This is a genomic window from Dorea sp. Marseille-P4042 (assembly GCF_900290215.1).
Lineage (GTDB): Bacteria > Bacillota > Clostridia > Lachnospirales > Lachnospiraceae > Dorea > Dorea formicigenerans.
Genome location: NZ_OLMI01000001.1, coordinates 796,801 through 820,317 on the forward strand (window position 1 = coordinate 796,801; position 23,517 = coordinate 820,317).

The window sequence follows — 23,517 nt, forward strand, 5'->3', positions numbered from 1 at the left end:
AAAAGGGGCTGTAAATTCATGGCCTATGATATGCCATGAATTTACAGCCCCTTTTATTTTGTCTTCATTTTCACTACGGATTCTTTTTCTGACCGCTGCTATCGAATGTATCCTTCATTATACGCCTGAACTTTATTAAATGCATATAATTCTGTATTTGTTGCATTTACATATGGTGCCACATAGAATACACCTGCGATTCCACACGTAATACCTGCCACGAGCGCCCAGCCAATAAATGAAAGGTCTAATATAAACGTCTCCATCTTCTGTCCATTCATCATTCGCTTGCTGATTTCAAATACCTGTTTAGAATCCATGCCCGGATTTTCAGCCAATATATATGGAACCATCCGATATTCATAGGATTTGATAATTCCAGGCACCACCAATAACAATGACCACAATGCTATATACAAATCATAAAAAAACATGGTCTTTACAACATTTCCGTAATGTCCGGACTTGAATCCATCTAATATATTTCCAAATGTTCCTGTCATGGTACGATTTTTAATAAAGAAACTGCATCCGCCAATTTTAAATACATTTCCTGCAAAAATTGTAAATGCAACAGCTGCAAGTGCTACGATCAGCGTAACTGCCACCACGGCCATAGAAATCATAAAACCTCTGGCAGAATCTCCATAGTAATAATCACTTCCATAATGATGATAAGAAACACTGGTGTTGTTTCCTCCGATTCTTCCGATAACAGAACTTCCGCCTCCGGTCAGCGCTGCAAGTACAAGTGACACACCAACACAAGTCCAGTAATTTCTTTTAAATATTTCTTTTGCATTACGTTTCAATAGTTCCCTTGTCCACATATCTATTCCTCCTTTATTCACCATTCAAGATTCGTTCATTCAGATCATTCAGATAAACCCATCGGTCCATCTTCTCTTCCAACGCTTTTTCTGTCTCGTCTTTCTTCACCATAAGCTCACCAAGTTTCACAGAATTCGTTGCACTTTTCATCATCTCACTATCTAGATCTGCAATCTTTTGTTCCAGTACTTCAATTTCTTCATCAATTGTATCAAACTCGCGCTGTTCTTTAAAGGAAAACTTCAGCTTTTTCTCTCTACGTTTCCATGCGTCCTGCGAATTTGCAGAATTATTGTCATTTTCATCTGATTCTGAATTATCTTTTCCACTTGAAGCGTTCTGTGCTTTCAGACTGGCAGAAACATTCCCGCTTTCCGGACTTTCCAGTTCTTTGCGAATCAGGTAATCTGAATATCCTCCTTCAAACTGACGGATCACTCCATTTCCTTCGAAAGAAAAAATGCGGTTCACAGTACGATCCAGGAAATAACGGTCATGGGATACGATGATAATGATTCCATCAAATCGATCCAGATAATCTTCCAGAATGGTCAGTGTCTGAATATCCAGGTCATTGGTCGGCTCATCCAGGATCAAAACATTCGGCGAACTCATCAACACACGCAGAAGAAACAGTCTTCTCCGCTCACCACCAGATAATTTTTCAATAGGTGACCACTGCATTGCCCCATCAAACAAGAAATTTTCAAGCATCTGGGAAGCTGTGATCCTGCCATCTGAAGTCTGGATATACTCTCCTACTTCCTTAACATAATCGATGACACGCATCTTACCATCCATCTCTTCATTTTCCTGCGAGAAATACCCCATGCGGATCGTCTGGCCAATTTCTATCGTGCCGGCATCCGGTTCCACATTTCCATAAATCATTTTCAAAAGTGTGGACTTTCCACAACCATTCGGTCCGATAATTCCAATCCTGTCATTTTTCAGGAAAATATACTCATAATTATCAATCAGTTTTTTATCCCCATAGGATTTGCACAGTCCGGACACTTCAATCGTCTTATTTCCCATTCGGGATGCCACCGAATCCATAGCAACACGGCGTTCTTCCTGGATATCTTTCATCTCCTGCATGGCTTTGATCCTGTCAATGTGCGCTTTCTGCTTTGTACTTCTCGCTCTCGCACCGCGGCTCAGCCACTCAAGCTCTGTACGCAACAGACTCTTTCGTTTTCTCTGAGTAGCAAGTGCCATATTCTGGCGTTCCTCTTTGAGTTTTACAAACTCCGAATAACTTCCCGGGTAATTATAAAGATTTCCATGATCTACCTCCACGATCCGATTTGCAACGCGGTCCAGAAAATAACGGTCATGCGTCACCATGAGAATTGCTCCCCTAAACCTGATCAGATACTCCTCCAGCCACTCAGACATCGCGTTGTCCAAATGGTTCGTCGGCTCGTCCAGTACCAAAATATCTGCCGGTGTCAAAAGAGCGTTCACAAGTGCTACTCTTTTCTTCTGTCCTCCGGACATATGCGACATCTTTTCTTCATAGTCTGAAAATCCAAGCTGATTCAGCATAGATTTTGCCTCTGCTTCCATCGTCCACTGATCTGTATCACTGATGATTCCTCGCACTGCTGCCTGAAGTACCGTCTCTTCCTCTCCAAACACCGGTGTCTGTGGCAGATAACATATCTTTACTGTATTTCCCATACTGAGCTTTCCGGAATCGTATTCCTCCACACCAGCCACAATTTTCAAAAGTGTAGATTTTCCCATACCATTGATTCCGATGACTCCGATTTTTTCATTCTCATTTATTCCAAAAGCCACATCATCTAAAAGCACACGGTCTGTATATGCTTTTGTGACGTGTTCCATCGTCAGTAAATTCATATTGTTTCATACTCCTTCGCTTTCTTCGCGTTTTATCATTATACTACAGAAATATAAAAGATACCAGTAGCAAAAGGCAGAAGTACACTGCATAAAAAGGCGAAAAAAAGACTACTATTTTACGAATTGGGGGTTCGTAAAATAGCAGTCTTTCATTTTACATATCCTATTTCTACTCTGCTTCCCGGATTTTCTGTCTGACTTTCAAAACCATTCCCGGAGCTACTGATAATTCATCAATACCCATTTTCAAAAATGTCTCTGTCAGAGTCACATCTGCTCCGAGTTCTCCGCAGATACCGATCCATTTTCCTTCTGCATGAGCGCTCTCTGCTGCCATACGGATCATAGCAAGTACTGCCGGGTGATGAGAATCATAAAAATCCTCCAGCTTCTGATTCTGCCTGTCAATAGCCAGTGTATACTGTGTCAGATCATTGGTTCCGACACTGAAGAAATCAACTTCTTTCGCCAGTTCACGGCTTACCATAACTGCTGCCGGTGTCTCAATCATAATTCCAAGTTCTACATCTTCCCGAAAAGCTGCTCCTTCTGTGCGAAGTTCTGCTTTGACTTCCTCGACGATTTCTTTGATTTTCTTTACTTCTGCTACCGAAATAATCATCGGGAACATAATAGATATCTGTCCATAAGCGGATGCACGATAGAGCGCACGAAGCTGTGTTTTAAAAATCTCAGGTCTTGTCAGGCAAATTCGGATTGCACGATATCCAAGTGCCGGATTATCCTCTTTATCAAGTTTAAAATAATCTACCTGCTTGTCAGCTCCGATATCTAAAGTACGGATAATGACCTTTTTCCCGGCCATCGTCTCAGCAACCTTTTTGTATACTGCAAACTGCTGCTCTTCTGTTGGATAAGTATCACTTTCCAGATACAAAAATTCACTTCGGAATAATCCGATACCGCCGGCATCATTCTTAAGGACTGCTCCTACATCTGCCAGGTTTCCAATATTTGCGTAGACATTCACTTTCTGGCCACTCTTTGTCACATTCTCTTTGCCTTTGAGCTGATTCAGAAGTTCTTTCTCTTCCTGATCTTTCTTCTGCTTTTTCTGCATGGAAGCCATAGTCTCTTCATCCGGATCAATATAGACTTTTCCATCTACTCCATCTACAATTGCGACCTTACCATCATATTCTTCTTTCAACGCTTCACCAAGACCGATCACTGCCGGAATATTCATGGTTCTTGCAAGAATCGCCGTATGAGAATTAGCAGAGCCATACATGGTCACAAAAGATAATACTTTCTCTTTATCAAGCTGGACCGTCTCACTTGGCACCAGATCATCTGCTGCAATGATCACAGGTTCATCCATCACCATAACAGTTTCATTCTGACTGGATAATGCCTGAAGGAGCCGCTCTGAGACATCTCTGACATCTGCTGCTCTTCCCTGCATATAAGCATCGTCCATAGCTTCAAAAATTGCTGCAAAGTTGTCCGCTGTCGCACCGATTGCATATTCTGCATTCACATCCTGGGTGCGAATAATATTTTCAATTGACTCTACATAGTCCGGATCCTCCAGCATTAACTGATGCGCCTCAAAAATCATGGCATTTGCCTCTCCCACATCTTCCAATGCTTTCTCATATAATCCTTTTAACAGTTCTAACGTCTTTGCTTTTGCATTCTGAAAGCGTTCTACTTCCGCCTCCACATCTTCCACACGGGTTCTCTTTATAGTAATCTCATTTCTCTTATAGAACTGGATTTTGCCAATTGCAACCCCGCCAAATACACTTTTACCTTCTAAAGTAATCATCATGATCCGACTCTCCTGTTTTCAAGATTCTCTTAATAATCCATTCCTCTGTGTTTTTCAAAAAGAAATGCTTCTTACAGGTTCTCTTTTAAAAATGTTTCAAGCTCTGCTGCTGCGATTTCTTCATCTTCACCATCTACAGTTACTGTAATCTCTGCTCCCTTTTTAGCGCCGAGTCCCATAACACCAAGAACTCCTTTTGCATTCACTTTTTTTCCTTCTGCCTCAATGTTAATATCGGACTTAAATCCTGCCGCTTTCTTTACGAACATAGTTGCTGGTCTTGCATGGATTCCTTCTGCGTCTGTAATTACATATTTAAATTCTTTCATCGTTTTAATCTCCTTTTCTCATTTTTGACTCAATTATATTTAATATCTTTTTTTACTAACAACAATTCATTTATTTTTCTGTATTTAATGGCTTTTTCAGAAGTACGATTCCTGCCATTGTGATGACTGCTCCGATAACAAGTGCCACAAGGAACATCGGTGCATTTTCAATAATACCGATTACAAACAGTCCACCATGAGGTGCTCTGGATCCACAGCCAAATGCCATGGATAATGCTCCTGCTACTGCTGAGCCAACGACACAAGGTGGAATGATGCGGAGTGGATCAGATGCCGCAAACGGAATCGCTCCCTCTGTAATAAATGACATTCCCATAATGAAGTTCGTGACCGTTGTCTGCTGTTCGCTCTTTGTAAAACGATTCTTAAAAAGCAGTGTTGAAAGTGCAATTCCGATTGGAGGTGTCATACCGCCGATCATAACTGCTGCCATAATATCTATCTGTCCGCTGGCGATTGCCGCTGTACCAAATACATAAGCTGCTTTGTTAAATGGACCTCCGAAGTCGATAGACATCATACCTCCAAGTACTGCACCAAGAAGGATTTTACTGGACTCTCCCATACTTGCAAGGCAGTTATTCAGCCATGTGTTAAATGCTCCAATCGGTGGATTTACGAGGAAGATCATAATCACACCCATCAGTAAAATTCCAAAGAATGGATATAACAGTACCGGTTTTGTTCCTTCTAATGATTTTGGAAGTTTCTCAAGCAACTTCTTTAACAGTAACATCAGATATCCAGCTACAAATCCGGCAATCAGTGCTCCAAAGAATCCTGATGAAACCCACTGTTCTTCCGGAAGGAAAATGGAAGTTCCTGCTTTTGCAAGAAGTCCACCGACGATACCAGGCATGAGTGCCGGTCTGTCTCCGATTGCCATGGCAATGTATCCTGCCAGAATCGGGAACATCATACCAAATGCTGTATTACCTACTGTGTTAAAGAATGCTGCCAATGGTGTTCCACTACCAAAGCTTGAAGTTCCTGCATTCGCTCCATCTACAAGGAAGGACAATGCAATCAAAATTCCTCCACCAATGACAAATGGAAGCATGTGGGATACTCCGTTCATCAGACTCTTATAAATCTTACGGCCCAGGCTCTCATCTGCTACTTGGCCCTCTTCATCTTCACCGCCTGCGTGGTGGTATATCTTTACATTTCCACTGGTGGCTTCATTAAGAAGTTCCTCAGCCTTGCTGATTCCATTTGCCACCTTTGTCATGATGACTGGTTTGCCATCGAATCTTGCCATCTTTACATCTTTATCTGCTGCAATAATAATACAATCACAAGCTTCTATTTCCTGAGCTGTCAGCACATTTTTCGCACCACCGGAACCATTGGTCTCAACTTTAATCGTGATGCCCATTTCTTTCGCTTTATTTTCCAGACTTTCTGCCGCCATGTAAGTATGTGCGATTCCTGTCGGGCATGCGGTAACTGCCAGCACCCGATATCCTGACTTTTCCGGCACTGTATGCATTACCTGTGTTTCATCTGATGTATTTTCTGAACTTTTTTCTTCCGTCTCATACTCTTCCGGGAATCTCTTTCTCTCTGCCTCATCAATACATTTGAAAAATGCGTCTACATTTTCCGCTTCCATAAGTCCGGTTCTGAAATCCGGATCCATAAGAAGCATGGACAGACGGCTTAACACTTCCAGATGCACATTGTCTTCTGTATCCGGTGCCGCAATCAGGAAAATGAGCTTCGCCGGCTCTCCATCCAGTGAATCATAATCTACCCCGTCTTTTACAACCATAGCTGCAAGTCCCGGTGCTTTTACTGCCGCTGTCTTGGCATGTGGAATCGCGATTCCTTCTCCAATTCCTGTTGTACTTTCCTCTTCTCTTGCAAATACGCCTTTCTTATAGGCTTCCACGTCTGCCAGGTTCCCTCCGGCAGCCATAAGTGCGACCATCTTCTCGATTGCCTCCGGCTTTGATGTAACTTTGCCGTTCAGTTCTACGCTTTCCCGCTTTAACAGATCTACAATCTTCATTCCCTTTCCTCCTACAATCCGTATAATTCAGGTTCTTTCTTCAACAGTTTCACTACATCTTCTTTTTCTGCCAGCCAATACTCAAATGCGCTGGCACTTCCAGTTGCAATTCCAAGTTCAAATGCTTTCTCGTAATCTCCGGTATTGAGATAACCGGTGACAAATCCTGCTACCATGGAATCTCCCGCTCCGACGGAATTAAGAACCTCTCCCTTCGGTGGTCTACCCTGGTAAACTTTTCCATGTTCATCTAAAAGAATGGCTCCATCGCCTGCCATGGAAATCAATACATTTTTTGCACCCATTTCTTTTAATTTTCCTGCATATTCGATGATTTCTTCATCTGTTTCAAGCTGAACTCCGAACATATCTCCCAACTCATGGTTGTTCGGCTTAATAAGAAATGGATGGTATTTCAGGACGTTCATCAAGAGATCTTTTGTTGCGTCTACCACGATCCTGATCCCACGTCCATCAAGTCTTGCCATGATGCGTTCGTAAATATCTTCCGGCAAGGTATTCGGAATACTTCCCGCAAGAACAAGTACATCTCCTTTGGTCAGTACATCAAGTTTTTCGTAAAGCTTTCCGATGGCCTCTTCACTGATCTTTGGTCCCTGACCGTTGATTTCCGTCTCTTCACCGGCGTTGATTTTTACATTGATTCTGGTAAATCCGTTATCCAACTGGATAAAATCGGTATAACAGCCAAAATCGTCCAACATCTTCTCCAATGCCTCTCCAGTAAATCCTGATACAAATCCGAGTGCTTTACTCTTATGTCCCAGATTTGAAAGTACCACGGAAACATTATTCCCCTTACCTCCAGGGTAAATGTTTTCTCTCGTTGTCCGGTTGATTTTTCCAGGTTCCAATTTTTCCGCCCCGATGACATAATCCAGAGACGGGTTAAATGTCACTGTGTAAATCATCTACTTAACCTCCACGATATTTTTATATTTTTTATAAGAAGAATCTTTAAGCTCTGTTGTAAGAATCTCAGATTCTTTCATATCAGAAAATGTAATTGATGTTACCTGACCGATTTTGCTTGAATCTGCCAGTACAAAGCACTGTGCACACCGCTCCATCGCTTTTTTCTTGACCAGCGCTTCCTCACTGTCTGGTGTGGTAAGCCCCCTCTGTGGGTGAACTCCATTCGTTCCAAAAAATCCTTTTGTGAAATTGTACCGGTTCAGACTCTCCAATGCTTCCGCACCGACGATTGCCTCCGTCACACCTTTTAATTTTCCACCGATCAAAAGAACTTCATACCCCTTTTTCAAAAGCTTCTGCGCATGCCCGATCGCATTCGTCACAAAAACAGCTGACTCTTCATTCAATTCGTCAATCAGAAGATCTACACTACTTCCAGCGTCCAGATATACAAAATCATCTGCCTCTATCAGTTCAGCCGCATATGCTGCGATTTTATGTTTTTCTTCTGTATTCCGGTCTCGTCTGACCGACAATTCTTCATCTCTTGTCCTCACGGAAGTTCCAACAGTTGTCGCTCCACCGTGAACCTTGATAAGAGTTCCACGCTTGTGAAGTTCTGTCAGATCTCTCCGCACCGTAGATTCTGACGTATTCAAAAGATCTGTCAGCTCTTGTACTGTCACAGTACCATGGCTTTCCACATATTTCTGAATTTCCCGGAATCTTTCTTCCGCCAGCATCAAATCACCTCTCAGTCATTTTCAATCAACTTCGTTCATCTTCAATCACATAATATAATCATTTTCGGTCAGAGTCAATCATTTTCAGTCAAAATAATAGCCAAAAATTCATGTAGATTTTTTTGCAGATTGCACAATTAGGAATTAGTAGGATTGTATGATAAATAACGCAAAATCCTCACAGTGATATGACTTAAGCACGATGGAGTCGAGACGATTATCATCAAGAAGGGCTCTCCCGAACTTGATGATAGTTTATGGCTCGACGCAATGTTTCGTGCGCGAATATCAATGTGAGGATTTTGCGTTTTGTTATTATATTCAAGTCGAACTACTGTATCTCTCGGATCTTCTTTCTAAGTCCAAGTACCTGGTGTGGCGCTACGGACAGTTCGTCAATTCCAATCTGTACGAAGAATTCTGTCATGCTCAGATCTGCTGCCAGATCTCCACAGATGCTGATTCTTTTTCCTTCCAGATGTACATTGTTGGCTACGATTCGGATCATCTTCATCAAAGCCGGGTGGTATGGGTTATAATACTTGTCCAGTTTTGGATTTTCACGATCCATGCCAAGTGTAAGCTGCAACAGATCATTCGTTCCGATACTGAAGAAATCTACTTCTCTTGCCAGTTCTCCACTGATCATGACTGCTGCCGGAGTCTCGATCATGACTCCAATTTCAATATTCTCATTATAAGCAGTCTTTTCATCTTTCAATTGCTTCTTTGCCTTTTCAAGCAGGGCTTTTGCCGCTGCCACTTCCTCCATGGATGTAACCATCGGAAACATAATAGATACATTTCCAAGTGCAGAAGCTCTGAGAATCGCGCGAAACTGTGGAAGGAACAATTCTTCTTTTTCCATCATAATACGTATTCCACGCAGCCCAATCGCCGGATTTGCCTGTTCTCCAAGATCTACACTTTCTACCATCTTGTCACCGCCAAAATCTGCGATTCGGACAACAACACGGTTGGCTCCCATAGACTCTGCTGCCAGTTTATAAACTTGAAAGAGCTGCTCTTCGGAAGGCAGTTTGCTTCCCATTTCCATATACAGAAATTCGCTCCGGAATAATCCAATTCCACCGGCATCACTTCTTAAAACATTTTCAATATCTTCTCTTGTGCCTACATTGGCACAGATATCAATTCTCTGACCACTCTGGGTAATGTTCTCCTTACCTTTCAGACGTTCCAGATTCCTGACATGTCTCAGATTCGCATCCTTACGTTCCCGCATCTTCGTTAGAGTTGCATAGTCAGGCTCAATATAAATCTTTCCTTCATAACCATCTATAATAATTGTCTTTCCGTCATATTCTTCTTTCAGAGATTCTCCAAGACCGATGACCGCCGGAATTCCTTTCGTTCTAGCCAGAACGGCAGTATGTGAATTAATTGTTCCGTACATAGTCACAAACCCCAGTACCTTTGCCTTATCGAACTGAAGCGCTTCACTTGGATATATATCTCTCGCAGCCATGACAAATGGCTCATCTGTCAGCATACGATCCTTCCAGCTTCGGGACAAGATGCGGATCACACGAATTGCCACGTCTCTGACATCTTCTTCTTTTCCCTGAATTGGATTATTCTGCTGATGACTACTGATTCGAATTAACTGTTCTACAGACGTCTGAACAATATACTCTGCGTTAAGTTTTTCTTCCAGAATCCTCTTTATAATATGATCTGTATATTCCTGGTCCTCCAGGAGTTCCTTTTGCATCTCGAAGATTGCGGCATTTGCCTCACCGACTTCACGCACAGAAAGATCGTAGACAAGTTCCAGTTCAGCAATTGCTTTTTCTCTTGCTTTCTTATAACGCTGAATCTCCTTCTCTACATCTTTTACATAGATTCTTTTAATCTCTTTGATGTCTCTTTTATAAAATGTTAATTTCCCGATTGCAATGCCTTCGGATATCTTTTTTCCTGTCAGTGTAATCATTCTTCTACAAAACCCCTGCTCATTATTATAAAGTAAAAATCATTTTAATACTCTATTCTACTTTACACGTCCGTGAACCATTCGTCAAGCAAATGGTTTCCGTATCTGACGAATTCCTTACATTTTTATGTTCTTTTTTGGTAAAAACATTACAAATATTCCATATTTTATTGACTTTTTTATTGATACATGCTAATGTGATAAAGCATTCTTAGTTATTTTTAATTTTTAGGGAGGTACTATCAATGAAAGGTACAGTTAAATGGTTTAACAACCAAAAAGGTTACGGTTTTATTTCTGATGAGTCCGGAAACGATGTTTTCGTACACTACTCAGGACTGAACATGGAAGGATTCAAGTCTCTTGAGGAAGGACAGGAAGTAGAATTCGACGTTACTGAGGGAGCTAAAGGACCTCAGGCTGTTAACGTAACTAAGCTTTAATCATGAATGATTTAATCATATTTTAGATGATGTACCTTTTATAATATATAAAAAGCAGCTTTTATAGCATTTTGATATTTAAAAGACATACACATGAAATGAGATTAAGACAGCAATGACGAGAAAAATACCAGGCCTTAGGCCTGGTATTTTTATTAAATCATAAAACATATATCAGCGATTTGCCTGGTATGCCTCATCGGCTGTATATACATCAAATCCGCTTCCTTTTAAGATATCAATCACTCTCGCAGGATCATCACTCTTTAAAACTGCTGCAGCGTCTGCACCATTTGCAAATGCGTACATATATTCCACGTTGATCTCACCTTCCACGATCTGATGCATCGCTTTGCTCAGTGAACCAGTCGCATGAGGTACGCGAAGAGCCACAACATCTGTCAGCATAGCTGTGATTCCAGCGTCCTTAAGTGCAGCTTTTCCCTTGTGTGGGTCTGATACGATCATACGGAGCATTCCATAATCAGAAGTATCTGCCAGGCTTAATGCCACGATATTTACATCATTTTCAGCCAGTATCTTAAGCACGGTGTCCAAACGTCCCTCTCTGTTTTCCAAAAATACAGATAACTGCTGAATTGTATTACTGATTCCCATAATCCAATCCTCCTTCCTACATGTCACGATTGTCGATGACACGTTTTGCTTTACCTTCACTTCTTTGAATTGTCTTAGGCTCTACCAGTTTTACATTAACTGCTACACCAAGTGCCTGCTTCAAAGTTGCTGCTACACGGTTACGGAGTCCGTCCAGCTTACGGATCTCATCTGAGAAGTACTTCTCATCAACCTCTACCTCTACAGTCAATACGTCCAGATTGTTCTCACGGTCAACGATCATCATATAGTGTGGTGCAACTCCGCCACCCATTGACAGAAGTGCAGTCTCGACCTGGGTTGGGAATACATTCACACCACGGATGACTTTCATATCATCTGTACGTCCTGTAAATTTATGGATTCTCGGAAGTGTTCTTCCACACTCACATTTTGAATGATCAATACTTGTCAGGTCTTTTGTTCTGTAACGCAAAAGCGGCATACCTTCTTTTACAAGCGTTGTAAATACAAGCTCACCCGTCTCTCCATCTTTACATGGTGTATGATCTGTAGGATTTAAGACTTCCGGATAGAAATAATCCTCTTGCACATGCATACCTTTGTGATGAATGCAGTCAAGTGCAACACCCGGTCCTGTAATCTCACAAAGTCCATAAATATCAAAACTGTTGACATTAAGAAGTTCCTCAATCTTACGGCGCATCTCATCTGTCCAAGGCTCTGCTCCATTGATACCAGCCTTTAACTGCAGACGATCAACCACTCCTGCCTCTTTTGCAGCCTCACCAAGATAAAGGGCATAAGATGGCGTACATGCAAATGCTGTGGCTCCAAAATCTTCCATACACATGAGCTGTCTCTTTGTATTACCTGCAGACATCGGGATTGCCATTGCGCCAAGCTTTCTGGCTCCGAAGTCAAGCCCGAGTCCACCTGTGAAAAGTCCATATCCGTAACAGATATGGATACGGTCTGCTGCATTAAGTCCTGCCATTGTAAGTCCTCTGGCAACACACTCTCCCCATACATCTACATCTTTTTCTGTATAAGAGGCCAGGGTCAGTTTCCCGGTCGTTCCTGATGTTCCCTGTACACGGACGATTTTCTCCTGCGGAACTGCCAGAAGTCCGAATGGATAATTGGCTCTTAAGTCTTCTTTTGTTGTAAATGGAAGCTTACCGATATCTTCGATTCCTTTGATATCTCCCGGCTCCACTCCCATATCATCCATTTTCTTGCGGTAAAATGCTACATTTTCATAAACATTCTTTACCTGGCGTACCAGACGCTCACTCTGAAGGGCAGTCATCTCATCGCGGCTCATACACTCAATCTTCGGGTCACGGATCTGTTCCTGCCAATCTTCCAATGCTACTCTTGCCATTGCTTTCTTGCCTCTCTTTTCTGATAGTATTATTATAATTGATATCCTACATCAAATGCTTTTTTATTGATGTCGATCGTCTTTGGAGGTACTGTTTTTTCAATTACTTCATACCACTGCTCTTTTGTAAAATCCATATGCTGTGCTGCGATTCCAAGCACGATTAAGTTAAATACCCTGGAATTTCCAAGCTTTTTCGCTTCTTCCGTTGCATTTACCGTATAGACTTTGTGATCTTTTTTCAGATTCTCCAAAATATTCTCCGGATATTCAGCCGCTCCGATCACAACCGGCATCGGGTCAATTCTCCAGTCATTGACGATCAATGCACCGTCTTTTTTGAGGAAATGTGCATATCTTAAGGCTTCCAGCTTCTCAAATGCGATGATAACGTCTGCCTGTCCTTCCTCTACGATTGGCTCTGCTACATTTTCACCGTAACGCACATATGTAACAACGCTTCCACCTCTCTGAGCCATTCCGTGTACCTCAGAAAGCTTAACATCATATCCTCCGGCAAGTGCCAGTCCTCCGAGAATACGGCTTGTAAGGAGTGTTCCCTGGCCGCCTACACCTACGATCATAATATTCTTAGTAGCCATTATTTGTCACCCTCCCTTACTAATTTGATCGCGTCAAATTTACACAGACTCTTGCAAAGTCCGCATCCGGTACACATGGTATCATCAATATGGATCGTCTTATCTGCATTTCTTGTCATAGCCGGACAGCCCGGTTTCATACATATACCACATTTCTTACATTTATCTGGTTCTTCTGCGTAAAGCGGTTTTTTCTTTTTACTCAAAAGTACACATGGTGTTTTTGTAATAATGACAGAAACTTCATCTTTTGCCACTTCTTCTTTGATGACTTTCTCCAGACGCTCAATGTCAAATGCGTTGACCTCGATGACATTTTTCACACCGATTGCGCGGCATAATGCCGGAATATCAATGGCATAAGTCGGATCTCCCTGCAGTGTCTTACCAGTTGCAGCGTGATCCTGATGTCCTGTCATACCTGTCGTAGAGTTATCAAGTATCATCACTGTTCCGGTTGCCTTATTGTACATCATATTCATAAGAGAGTTCACACCTGTATGAAGGAATGTGGAATCTCCGATTACTGCTACCCAGTTCTTAATATATTCTTTGCCTTTTGCTTTCTCCATTCCATGAAGACTGGAAATACTTGCACCCATACAGATCGTTGTATCGACAACACTAAGCGGTGCCACTGCACCAAGTGTATAACAGCCGATGTCTCCTGCCGCATGCATTTTTAACTTGTTCAGTACATAATACACGCTTCTGTGTGGACAGCCTGGACATAAAATCGGAGGTCTTCCAGGTGCGGCTGCCGGTGCATCAAGCTTTAATTCCTCCCCAAGAATTGCTTCTCTTAGCATATTCGCACTGTACTCGCCCTGAACCGTGAAGATTTCTTTTCCAGTTGCCTTGATTCCCCAGGATTTCACCTGTTCTTCAATAACCGGATCCAATTCTTCTACAATATAAAGCTTCTCTACTTTAGAAGCAAAATCTTCAATCAATTTTCTTGGAAGCGGATTCACCATTCCAAGCTTCAGTACAGAAGCATTCGGAAGTGCCTCTTTTACATACTGATATGGAATACCACTTGTGATCACACCAATCTTTGTATCGTTCATCTCTACACGGTTGATTGGGAGTGTATTGGCTGCCTCCGCAAGCTCCAGGTTGCGTTTCTCAATCTCCACATGGCGGAGTTTTGCATTTCCAGGCATCATAACTGTCTTGCGGATATTTTTTTCATATGGCTTATCCGGAATCTCTTCACGGTCACATAACTCTACCAGTCCCTGTGAATGTGCCAGTCTTGTCGTTGTGCGAAATACAAATGGACGATCATACTTTTCACTCAGATCAAATGCAATCTTCATAAATTCTTTTGCCTCAGAACTGTCGGAAGGTTCCAGTACCGGAAGCTGTGCAGCTCTTGCGACCATTCTTGTATCCTGCTCATTCTGAGAGCTGTAAAGTCCCGGATCATCTGCTACGACAATGACAAGTCCTCTATTGACTCCCATATAAGATACGGTATAAGCCGGGTCTGCTGCCACGTTAAATCCTACATGTTTCATACAGGACATAGCCCGGACACCTGCGACAGATGCGCCAATCGCAACTTCTGTTGCGACCTTCTCATTCGGAGACCATTCACAGTAAAGATCGTCTTTGTATTTGACCAGATTCTCGCTGATCTCAGTACTCGGTGTTCCAGGATATGCGGCAGATACTTTCACGCCTGCCTCATATGCTCCTCGGGCAATCGCCTCATTACCGAGCATAATCACTTTTTTTACTTCTGACATTTTCCTAATTCCTCCTTCGAATATCGGGACACTTTTAGAGTGCGCTCTATAAACGTAATCTTGTTTACTATTCTAGCGTTTTTATATAGGAATGTCAATTTTACTAATCAGCTTTTTCACATCTTTTCCTCTTTTTCCGGCTTTTTTAAAAAGCTGGCACGGACAACTGCATCTTTCCCGAATTTTTTTCGGATTTCATCCAGTGCCTGATCTAATTTTTCATGTTTCTGGCTGTTTTCAAAACTTTTGACTTCTTTAGAAATATTATCGCTGCTGTGAAAATTCAGATCAAAGAGACTCAATTGTTGTGGTTCACCCTCCTGCGACAGCTTGGAAGTCCGGATTCCGAGCAGGCGGATTGGTTTTCCATTCCACATTTCACAAAATAATTCCACTGCAGTCTGATAAATGACCTGATCACTTGCCGTCATTCTTTCAAGCTGTTTTTGATGTGAATTCACGGTAAAATCTGCATACTTGATTTCCACATTGACCACACCTGCATGATATCCGTGTTTTCTCAAACGTCCTCCCACACTTTGGGCTAGAGAAAGTAAGACTTTCTGCGCGTCTTCTTTTGTTGACACATCTTTGGATAAAGTAGTCGAATTTCCGACTCCTTTTGCCTCAGCTTTTTCCGATTCTACAATAGAGTCATCCATTCCATTGGCAAACTCCCACAGACGCCTTCCATGGCTTTTCAAATGCAATTCTATCAGCTTTGGGTCAGCCTTTGCCAGATCACCAATCGTCTGAATCTCCAGTTTTCTCAATGTCTCCACACTGGAATGCCCTGCCATAAAAAGATCTGAAATTGGAAGCGGCCACATTTTTTCCTGAATTTCTTTCCTGAAAAGTGTATGAACACGATCCGGCTTTTCAAAGTCCGATGCCATCTTCGCCAACACTTTCACGTCTGAGATTCCGATATTAACTGTGAATCCAAACTGTTTTTTTACTTCGTCTTTGATCTCAAATGCAGCTTCCACAGGTGATGCAAATCGTCCTGAAATTCCCGTAAAATTCATGTAACATTCATCGACACTGACCTGCTCGATATCAGGAGTATAAGAATGCAAAAAAGCCATAAGCTCCCTGCTGTGCTTATGGTACATTTCATGATCCGGTGCTTCCATGTGAAGATTCGGACACTTACGAAAGGCATTCGCAACCGGTTCCCCAGTACGAATGCCATACTTCTTCGCCGGGACAGACTTTGCCAGCACAATACCGTGGCGGGATTTTTGATCCCCGCCAATAATGGCCGGTATTGTACGGATATCTGTCCTGGCTCCATTCTTTAGTTGTTCTACTGCTGTCCAGCTAAGATAAGCTGAATTTACATCTATATGAAAGATTATCACCGTTTATGACCTGCTCCTTGCGACCAGCTTGCCATTCTCCACATCAATCACAATTGTATCTCCGGTGCCGATATCTCCCTGAAGCATCAGTTTTGCAGCTAATGTCTCTACATTTTTCTGCAGATAACGTTTCAAAGGTCTTGCACCATAATTCGGATCATATCCTCCATCCACAATCATTTTCTTTGCTTCTTCTGTAAGCTTAATCTGAATTTCCCGATCAGCCAGACGTTTATTCACATCTGCCACCAGTAAATCAATAATGTCATAAATATTGTCTTTCGTCAATGGTTTGAACATAATCGTCTCGTCCAAACGGTTTAGGAACTCTGGGCGGAAATGTGCACGAAGATCGTTCATAACCATAGTCTGGCTCTCCTCACTGATGTTGCCATGGTCATCCATGCCATCAAGCAGATACTGAGAACCAATATTGGAAGTCATAATAAGAATCGTGTTCTTAAAGTCTACCGTACGTCCCTGTGAATCCGTGATACGTCCATCATCCAATACTTGTAACAGGACATTGAACACATCCGGGTGGGCTTTCTCAATCTCATCAAAAAGTACAACGGAGTAAGGTTTTCTTCTGACTGCCTCAGTAAGCTGACCGCCTTCGTCATATCCTACATATCCCGGAGGAGCTCCGATCAGTCTGGATACGGAGTATTTCTCCATGTACTCACTCATATCGATACGCACCATATTATTCTCATCATCAAACAGACTTGCTGCCAGTGCTTTTGCAAGCTCGGTCTTACCAACTCCGGTAGGTCCAAGGAAAAGGAATGAACCAATCGGTTTTGTCGGATCTTTGATTCCGGCTTTAGAACGAATAATTGCTTCTGTCACAAGCTCCACACCTTCATCCTGACCAATGACTCTCTTGTGAAGTTCATCTGCCAGATGCAATGTCTTATTACGTTCGCTCTCATTCAGCTTTGCAACCGGAATTCCAGTCCACCGTGACACAATACGGGCAATCTCCTCATCTGTAACACTTTCATGTACCAGTGAGAGATCTTCATCTTTGACTTTTTCTTCCTCCTGCTCTAACTGCTTCTGCAATTGTGGCAATTTACCATATTGCAATTCAGCTGCTTTGTCAAGATCATAAGAATGCTGTGCTTTTTCAATGTCTTTATTTACCTGCTCGATCTCTTCACGAAGTCTCTGAACTCTCTCAACTCCTACTTTTTCATTATCCCACTGAGCTTTCTTGCCTGCAAATTCTGCACGCAGTTCTGCCAGTTCTTGTTGCAGATGCTCCAAACGTTCTTTACTAAGTCGGTCTTCTTCTTTCTTTAGAGCAGTCTCTTCAATCTCTAACTGCATAATCTTACGGTTCAACTCATCCAGCTCCGTCGGCATAGAGTCCAGCTCTGTCTTAATCAGTGCACATGCCTCGTCAACCAGATCGATTGCTTTATCCGGAAGGAAACGGTCGGAAATGTAACGGTCTGACAGCGTTGCTGCCGCTACCAATGCGCCGTCTGTAATCTTAACACCATGGAATACTTCATACCGCTCTTTCAGTCCACGAAGGATAGAAATTGCATCTTCTACAGTTGGTTCTTCTACCATAACCGGCTGGAAACGACGTTCCAGTGCCGCATCTTTTTCAATGTACTGTCGATACTCATCCAGTGTTGTTGCACCGATACAGTGAAGTTCTCCTCTTGCAAGCATGGGCTTTAACATATTGCCTGCATCCATAGCACCATCTGTCTTACCGGCGCCGACAATCGTATGCAACTCATCAATAAAGAGGATAATCTTACCGTCACTGTTCTTCACTTCCTCAAGCACTGCTTTCAGACGTTCCTCAAATTCACCACGATACTTGGCTCCTGCTACCAGTGCTCCCATATCCAGTGAAAATATCGTCTTATCTTTCAGTCCTTCCGGCACATCACCACGCACAATACGCTGTGCAAGTCCTTCTACAACTGCTGTCTTACCAACACCAGGTTCACCGATCAGAACCGGATTGTTCTTCGTCTTACGGGACAAGATACGGATAACATTCCGAATTTCAGAATCACGTCCAATAACTGGATCCAATTTCTGCTCTCTTGCACGCTCCACAAGATCTGATCCATATTTGTTCAAGGTATCATAAGTAGCTTCCGGATTATCACTGGTCACTCGCTGATTCCCCCTGACACTGGAAAGTGCCTGTAAAAATCCATCTCGACTGATTCCAAGCTCCCTTAGGGTACTCTTCATCTCTTTACCAGCATACTTTATCATAGCAAGAAACAGATGCTCTACTGATACATACTCATCGCCCATCTGCTTTGCTTCATCTTCCGCATGTACAAGAACATTGTTCAGTGCCTGTCCGACATACTGCTGACCTCCCTGTACTTTCGGAAGTTTTCTTAAGGACTCTTCCACACGGTTAATGACCATGTTCTTATCCAGTCCCATCTTTTCCATTAACTTTGCGATCAGGCTGTCATCCTGTGTAAGAAGTGCATATAACAAATGTTCCTGCGCAAGCTCCTGATTACCATAATCCATAGCGATCTTCTCACAATTCTGAACTGCCTGTAATGAATTCTGTGTAAATTTATTTATGTTCATAGAGACAACCTCCTTTGTTTATCTGTTCTATTTACGATATAACAATATCACAGGTTGTTAGCACTGTCAAGAGGTGAGTGCTAATTATTTGAGATTTTTTTTGCAAACCTTGATTTTACGAGGTTTGCAACACTTTTTCTTCCTTATAATCATCACTTTTTCTTGATTTGACACCATTTTGACACCAATTTTTTTATTTTTGGTGTCAACTAATTGCTACGCTTTCCAGCCTTGTGATTTCACTCTCAATTCTGGACATCTCACTTACATGGTTATACACTTCCATTGTTACATCTATATGAGCGTGTCCCATAATATATTGAAGAACTTTTACGTCCATATGGCACTCTGCCATTCTGGTACAAGCCGTATGTCGCATAATGTGAGCGGATACCGTTGGTAACAATTCAGCATTTCTATGTTCAGTCTTTGCAATTTGAACTTCTTTTTTGTTATATGCGTCTACAATATTATATAAGATATTGTTTATTGCACTAGGCATGAGCGGTCTGCCGGACTTTGCCATGAAAATGAATCCTTTATAACCGTCTATCTCAACATCTTTTCCTTTTTGAAGCATAAAGTTTAATTTCTTTTGTTCTGCAAATGCTCTTTGTACATCTGATGTCATAGGGATAGTTCGGATTCCAGAATCCGTCTTTGGCGTGGAAATATGGAATTTATAGCCATCTCCTAAATCTTTATAAATCAACTGATGGTCAATACTTACCGCTTTCGTTCTGACATCTACATCTTCCCAAGTCAATCCAATCAGTTCCAACGATCTAAGCCTTGTTTGTGTTACTCCGTATTCCTCACGCTTTTATAAACTAATCTTTTCATATGTTTTTTAAATAATTAATAAACCAAGATAGAGTATTTTCCCACGACAGTATAGCCTCATAATATATTTTGTCTGTTTTATACTTTTTATAGCGTGGATTTGGAAGATAGGAAATGGTGTTCATATGCCCTAACTCTGTTGTTAATACAATACTCTTTTCATATGATTTTGCTTTTTTCATAATGTTAATTGATGCACTATAAGAATCCCATATTTCATCTTTTATTGAAGTAATTAGTAAAAGGGGACATGTAACATTTTCTATGTCCATAACTCCAGAATCATCAATACTTGATTTCTTCGTCAGCATATTCATAATAAATTCCCTTATTTTAAATGGTTTATAAGATATCTCTTTTCCACCATATGTCCAAGAAGAATGTTTAGAATTTCTCTTTCCTTTTAACCCTTCATAAACTCTATCACTTGGAGAATTTAAAACTGCACATTTAATACCATCATATTTAGTTAGAAACATTAGACTATATTCTGCTCCCTTTGATCTACCATAAATTCCAATCTTTGCAGGATCAACAAATGTCAACTTTTGTATATACTTTAATGCTTCTTCAATGTTTTCAAGTGGTATTCTATCTAAACTTGATTTTTGGTTATTCATTCCGAAATAACTAATAGCTAGTGTCACAAAACCATGATTTGATAACATCATTGCAATATTTTGTGCTTTTTCAATTCCTCCATCACTACCAGATAATACTATAATAGCTGGTTTTTTATTTTTATCCTCCTCATAAAACAATCTCCCTTGCCAACTATCCCTTAGTATATCATAGTAATTTATATTATAATTTTTATAGAATCTATTAAAAGTTGTTTTAGCAAGTAACTTTCCATCCGATAAAACTGAAATTTTATAACTTACAACATCATTTAAAGGTAAATTTTTAAGGTCTCTAATATGTTTTTTATTAACTATAGATACAGCCTTAAGAGATTCAAACAGCCCCATATCTCTAATGCCTATATAATCTCCCCCTTTAGATGGTGAGTTTTTAAGGGATACTATTCCATTTGAATCACTAAGAAAAATAGCTTCAGATTGCCAAAATGTATTCTCTGACCAATTCATAGGAGCATTTATATTATAAAAACAGTTTGTTTCTAAAATAATTTTAATTTCTTCAAACTTTTTTAATCCCTGGATGCATATATTCATCTTTGAATCCATCATTTTATTAGTATCTTCAATTATAATTTTACATCCCATCGTATTCCTCCCAAGTGCTTATGATATCAGACATTAATTCGCTCAATTGTTCAAAAAAAATACAATCATATTTTTCAAAAATTCTTCTTAAATCATTTTCTATTTTTTTATGCTCTTCATCATGTTTATTACATACTATTTCTCCTTTAGATGTTAACTCAAGCACAAAACTTTTCATGTTAGCCTTTTTCTTTTTGACACAATCTTTTTTTTCTAACAAATTAACTAATTGCGTAATGGCACTTCGACTTACATTCAGCTTTTCAGCATATTCAATAAGAGTGTAATTTGGGTTTTGTTCAGCTACTTTCAATAAATGTACCTCTGATAAATTCAAGTCAAGAATTCTATGTTGTTTGTGTTCTAAACTGAGATATGCTTTTATGAAGTTTTGAAATTCGCATAAAATTTTTTCGTAGTTCATTTCACCGCTCCTTTTTGTTAATGTACTTAACAAAATATCATATTCATAAAAAAATGTCAACTATATACTATTAGGCTATGATTTGTAAAGGATAAGAGAAATTTCTTCCGGTCGTTTTTCCAGCATATAGCCGCCATTAGCCGCCGTATTTTTACAGTGTTCGGGTCGTCGTAGACTTGCCGATAGGCAAATCGAGTAGGAGGAATTTCTCTTAAATGAGAAATTCCGACCTCTCACACCACCGTACGTACGGTTCCGTATACGGCGGTTCAATCAACTTAACAAGTAACACACTTTTCGGTGTAGTAATCTAACATTGTGATTAGTCCAAATGAGGCTAATCTTTTGTTACTTATAGCAACATTTACTGCGCCTTTGTTACATACATAAGCTATTCTTTTACCTGTGTATGCAACTCGTCTAGCTGTGTTTCTGTCTATTCCAAGTTTTACAAGGTTCTTCTCTCGATTCTGTGGTGTTTTCCATTGTTTCCAAATGCACATGCGAAGCCGATAACGGATTCTTGAATCTAATTCCTTGCATAGTGTTTTCATACTGCCTATCTTGAAGTAGTTAATCCAACCTCTTATGAGCTGATTGAGCTTCTCCACTTTACAGCTGTTGCTAACACCCCAACTACGGCATGTGAGTTCTTTCATTCTCTTCTTAAACTTCGCTACTGATTTTGCATGTGGTTTTGCCTTAAACTGATGCGCTCTTGAATCAAAGTAGAACCCAAATCCAAGGTATTTAAGTCCGCTTGGTCTGTCTACTTTACTCTTAGTCATGTTGACCTTGAGCCCTAGCTTTTCTTCGATGAATCGTGAGATATTTCTCATAACTCTATTCGCAGACATTTCACTTCCGACCATGATAATACAGTCATCTGCATATCGTACAAAGTTAAGCCCTCTCTTTTCCATTTCCTTATCAAGTTCATTGAGCATGATGTTTGCCAGCAATGGAGAAAGGTTTCCGCCTTGTGGAGTTCCCACAATGGAATCCTCATACTCATCGTCTATCATAATTCCGCTCACTAGATTCTTACTTACAATATAGATGACATCTCCGTTCTTAAATGATCTTCCAATTAAAGTCATTAGCTTATCATGGTTTACTGTGTCAAAGAACTTTTCCAAGTCGATGTCTACAATCCAGTCATTTCCGTCATTCATTATATCAAGTGCCGTTAGAATTGCCTGCTGTGCACATCTATTAGGTCTGAATCCGTAACTGTGGTCATGGAACTGTTCCTCATAGATTGGTGTTAACGCCTGTGCGATGGCTTGTTGTATGAATCTGTCTGTTACTGTTGGTACTCCCAGGTTTCTGACACCGCCATCAGGCTTTGGTATCTCCACTCTTCGTACTGGCTGAGGCTTATATTTTCTTGTCCTCAACTGTCCCTTGATGGTTTCGCCGTTCTTTGCAAGGTGTTCCTTCAGTTCTGTGTACTTCATTCCGTCCACTCCCTCAGCACCTTTGTTTCGTACGACTTGCAGATATGCTCTGTTGAGATTATCACTAGATAATATCTGCTCCATTAGATTACTTGTGTCCATGCGTTCTTTCCTTTCCGTCTCGCTTGATTTGACCACCTTTTACCCGATTGGTTACGGCAGATGTTGTCATTTCTGCAATACGAGACATACTCAAACTGATTGATTGTTCGCCCCTTCGCTCCATCCCCATTACAGAGACTTCTTCACTACTATGGGCTCGGCTGACTTCTCACAGTTCGTTGTTACTAGGCTAATGAAACCTCTGTGAGACCTCCACGCTTAAGGTGCACGCTCTTTCTCTCC

The 23,517-nt window shown here is 41.1% G+C and carries 18 protein-coding genes and 1 pseudogene; 1 reads left to right on the plus strand and 18 read right to left on the minus strand.

Translation table 11 applies throughout. The features are described 5' to 3' along the window. Positions 1-98: 98 nt before the first annotated feature. From C7E02_RS04060 to ptsP (C7E02_RS04095), 8 genes are all read right to left on the minus strand, one after another. Positions 99-830 (minus strand): DUF975 family protein, encoded by a 732-nt coding sequence (locus C7E02_RS04060; RefSeq protein ID WP_105308851.1) that lies wholly within the window; start codon positions 828-830, stop codon positions 99-101. Positions 831-843: 13 nt separating this feature from the next. Next, positions 844-2,700 carry an ABC-F family ATP-binding cassette domain-containing protein gene (locus tag C7E02_RS04065; RefSeq protein ID WP_105308852.1) on the minus strand — a complete coding sequence of 619 codons (1,857 nt, stop codon included), beginning with the start codon at positions 2,698-2,700 and terminating at the stop codon, positions 844-846. Positions 2,701-2,872: 172 nt separating this feature from the next. Continuing rightward, complete coding sequence (gene ptsP, locus C7E02_RS04070; protein WP_105309005.1) at positions 2,873-4,495, minus strand: phosphoenolpyruvate--protein phosphotransferase; 1,623 nt, start codon at positions 4,493-4,495, stop codon at positions 2,873-2,875. 74 nt (positions 4,496-4,569) lie between these two features. Continuing rightward, the gene (locus C7E02_RS04075; protein ID WP_105308853.1) at positions 4,570-4,827 is read right to left on the minus strand and encodes an HPr family phosphocarrier protein; all 258 of its coding nucleotides are present in this window, start codon (positions 4,825-4,827) and stop codon (positions 4,570-4,572) included. Positions 4,828-4,897: 70 nt separating this feature from the next. Then, on the minus strand, positions 4,898-6,862 hold the full coding sequence (locus C7E02_RS04080; RefSeq protein ID WP_105308854.1) for a PTS fructose transporter subunit IIABC: 1,965 nt from the start codon (positions 6,860-6,862) through the stop codon (positions 4,898-4,900). Between the two features lie 11 nt (positions 6,863-6,873). Then, entirely contained in the window at positions 6,874-7,794 is a 921-nt protein-coding gene (pfkB, locus tag C7E02_RS04085) for a 1-phosphofructokinase (protein ID WP_105308855.1), read from the minus strand. After that, complete coding sequence (locus tag C7E02_RS04090) at positions 7,795-8,541, minus strand: DeoR/GlpR family DNA-binding transcription regulator (protein WP_005333863.1); 747 nt, start codon at positions 8,539-8,541, stop codon at positions 7,795-7,797. It lies immediately after the preceding gene. 331 nt (positions 8,542-8,872) lie between these two features. Next, a complete protein-coding gene (gene ptsP / locus C7E02_RS04095) occupies positions 8,873-10,498 on the minus strand; it encodes a phosphoenolpyruvate--protein phosphotransferase (protein ID WP_105308856.1) in 1,626 nt (541 codons plus the stop codon). Between the two features lie 245 nt (positions 10,499-10,743). On the opposite strand from ptsP (C7E02_RS04095), the gene C7E02_RS04100 reads away from it, so the two are divergent. Further along, the gene (locus C7E02_RS04100) at positions 10,744-10,941 is read left to right on the plus strand and encodes a cold-shock protein (RefSeq protein ID WP_005333869.1); all 198 of its coding nucleotides are present in this window, start codon (positions 10,744-10,746) and stop codon (positions 10,939-10,941) included. A 174-nt stretch (positions 10,942-11,115) separates the two neighbouring features. On the opposite strand, the gene C7E02_RS04105 is transcribed toward C7E02_RS04100, so the two are convergent. From C7E02_RS04105 to ltrA, 10 genes and pseudogenes are all read right to left on the minus strand, one after another. Beyond that, positions 11,116-11,559: an ACT domain protein gene (locus tag C7E02_RS04105; protein ID WP_022279028.1), complete on the minus strand. Its 444-nt coding sequence runs from the start codon at positions 11,557-11,559 to the stop codon at positions 11,116-11,118. A 16-nt stretch (positions 11,560-11,575) separates the two neighbouring features. Beyond that, on the minus strand, positions 11,576-12,907 hold the full coding sequence (locus tag C7E02_RS04110; protein WP_105308857.1) for a phenylacetate--CoA ligase family protein: 1,332 nt from the start codon (positions 12,905-12,907) through the stop codon (positions 11,576-11,578). A gap of 32 nt (positions 12,908-12,939) precedes the next feature. After that, positions 12,940-13,509 carry an indolepyruvate oxidoreductase subunit beta gene (locus tag C7E02_RS04115; protein WP_105308858.1) on the minus strand — a complete coding sequence of 190 codons (570 nt, stop codon included), beginning with the start codon at positions 13,507-13,509 and terminating at the stop codon, positions 12,940-12,942. Then, entirely contained in the window at positions 13,509-15,263 is a 1,755-nt protein-coding gene (gene iorA / locus C7E02_RS04120) for an indolepyruvate ferredoxin oxidoreductase subunit alpha (protein ID WP_105308859.1), read from the minus strand. Before iorA ends, C7E02_RS04115 begins: the two co-directional genes overlap by 1 nt. Before the next feature lie 116 nt (positions 15,264-15,379). Further along, positions 15,380-16,627: a DNA polymerase Y family protein gene (locus C7E02_RS04125; RefSeq protein WP_105308860.1), complete on the minus strand. Its 1,248-nt coding sequence runs from the start codon at positions 16,625-16,627 to the stop codon at positions 15,380-15,382. 3 nt (positions 16,628-16,630) lie between these two features. Beyond that, complete coding sequence (clpB, locus tag C7E02_RS04130; RefSeq protein WP_105308861.1) at positions 16,631-19,216, minus strand: ATP-dependent chaperone ClpB; 2,586 nt, start codon at positions 19,214-19,216, stop codon at positions 16,631-16,633. A gap of 205 nt (positions 19,217-19,421) precedes the next feature. After that, positions 19,422-20,003, minus strand: a pseudogene (locus tag C7E02_RS04135) (site-specific integrase); the annotation flags it as partial. Positions 20,004-20,055: 52 nt separating this feature from the next. Next, positions 20,056-21,288 carry an acyl-CoA thioesterase/bile acid-CoA:amino acid N-acyltransferase family protein gene (locus tag C7E02_RS04140; RefSeq protein ID WP_105308863.1) on the minus strand — a complete coding sequence of 411 codons (1,233 nt, stop codon included), beginning with the start codon at positions 21,286-21,288 and terminating at the stop codon, positions 20,056-20,058. Continuing rightward, entirely contained in the window at positions 21,278-21,712 is a 435-nt protein-coding gene (locus C7E02_RS04145; RefSeq protein ID WP_105308864.1) for a MarR family transcriptional regulator, read from the minus strand. Before C7E02_RS04145 ends, C7E02_RS04140 begins: the two co-directional genes overlap by 11 nt. A 278-nt stretch (positions 21,713-21,990) precedes the next feature. Next, positions 21,991-23,274, minus strand: a complete 1,284-nt coding sequence (ltrA, locus tag C7E02_RS04150) for a group II intron reverse transcriptase/maturase (protein WP_105308865.1) — start codon at positions 23,272-23,274, stop codon at positions 21,991-21,993. Positions 23,275-23,517 lie beyond the last annotated feature (243 nt).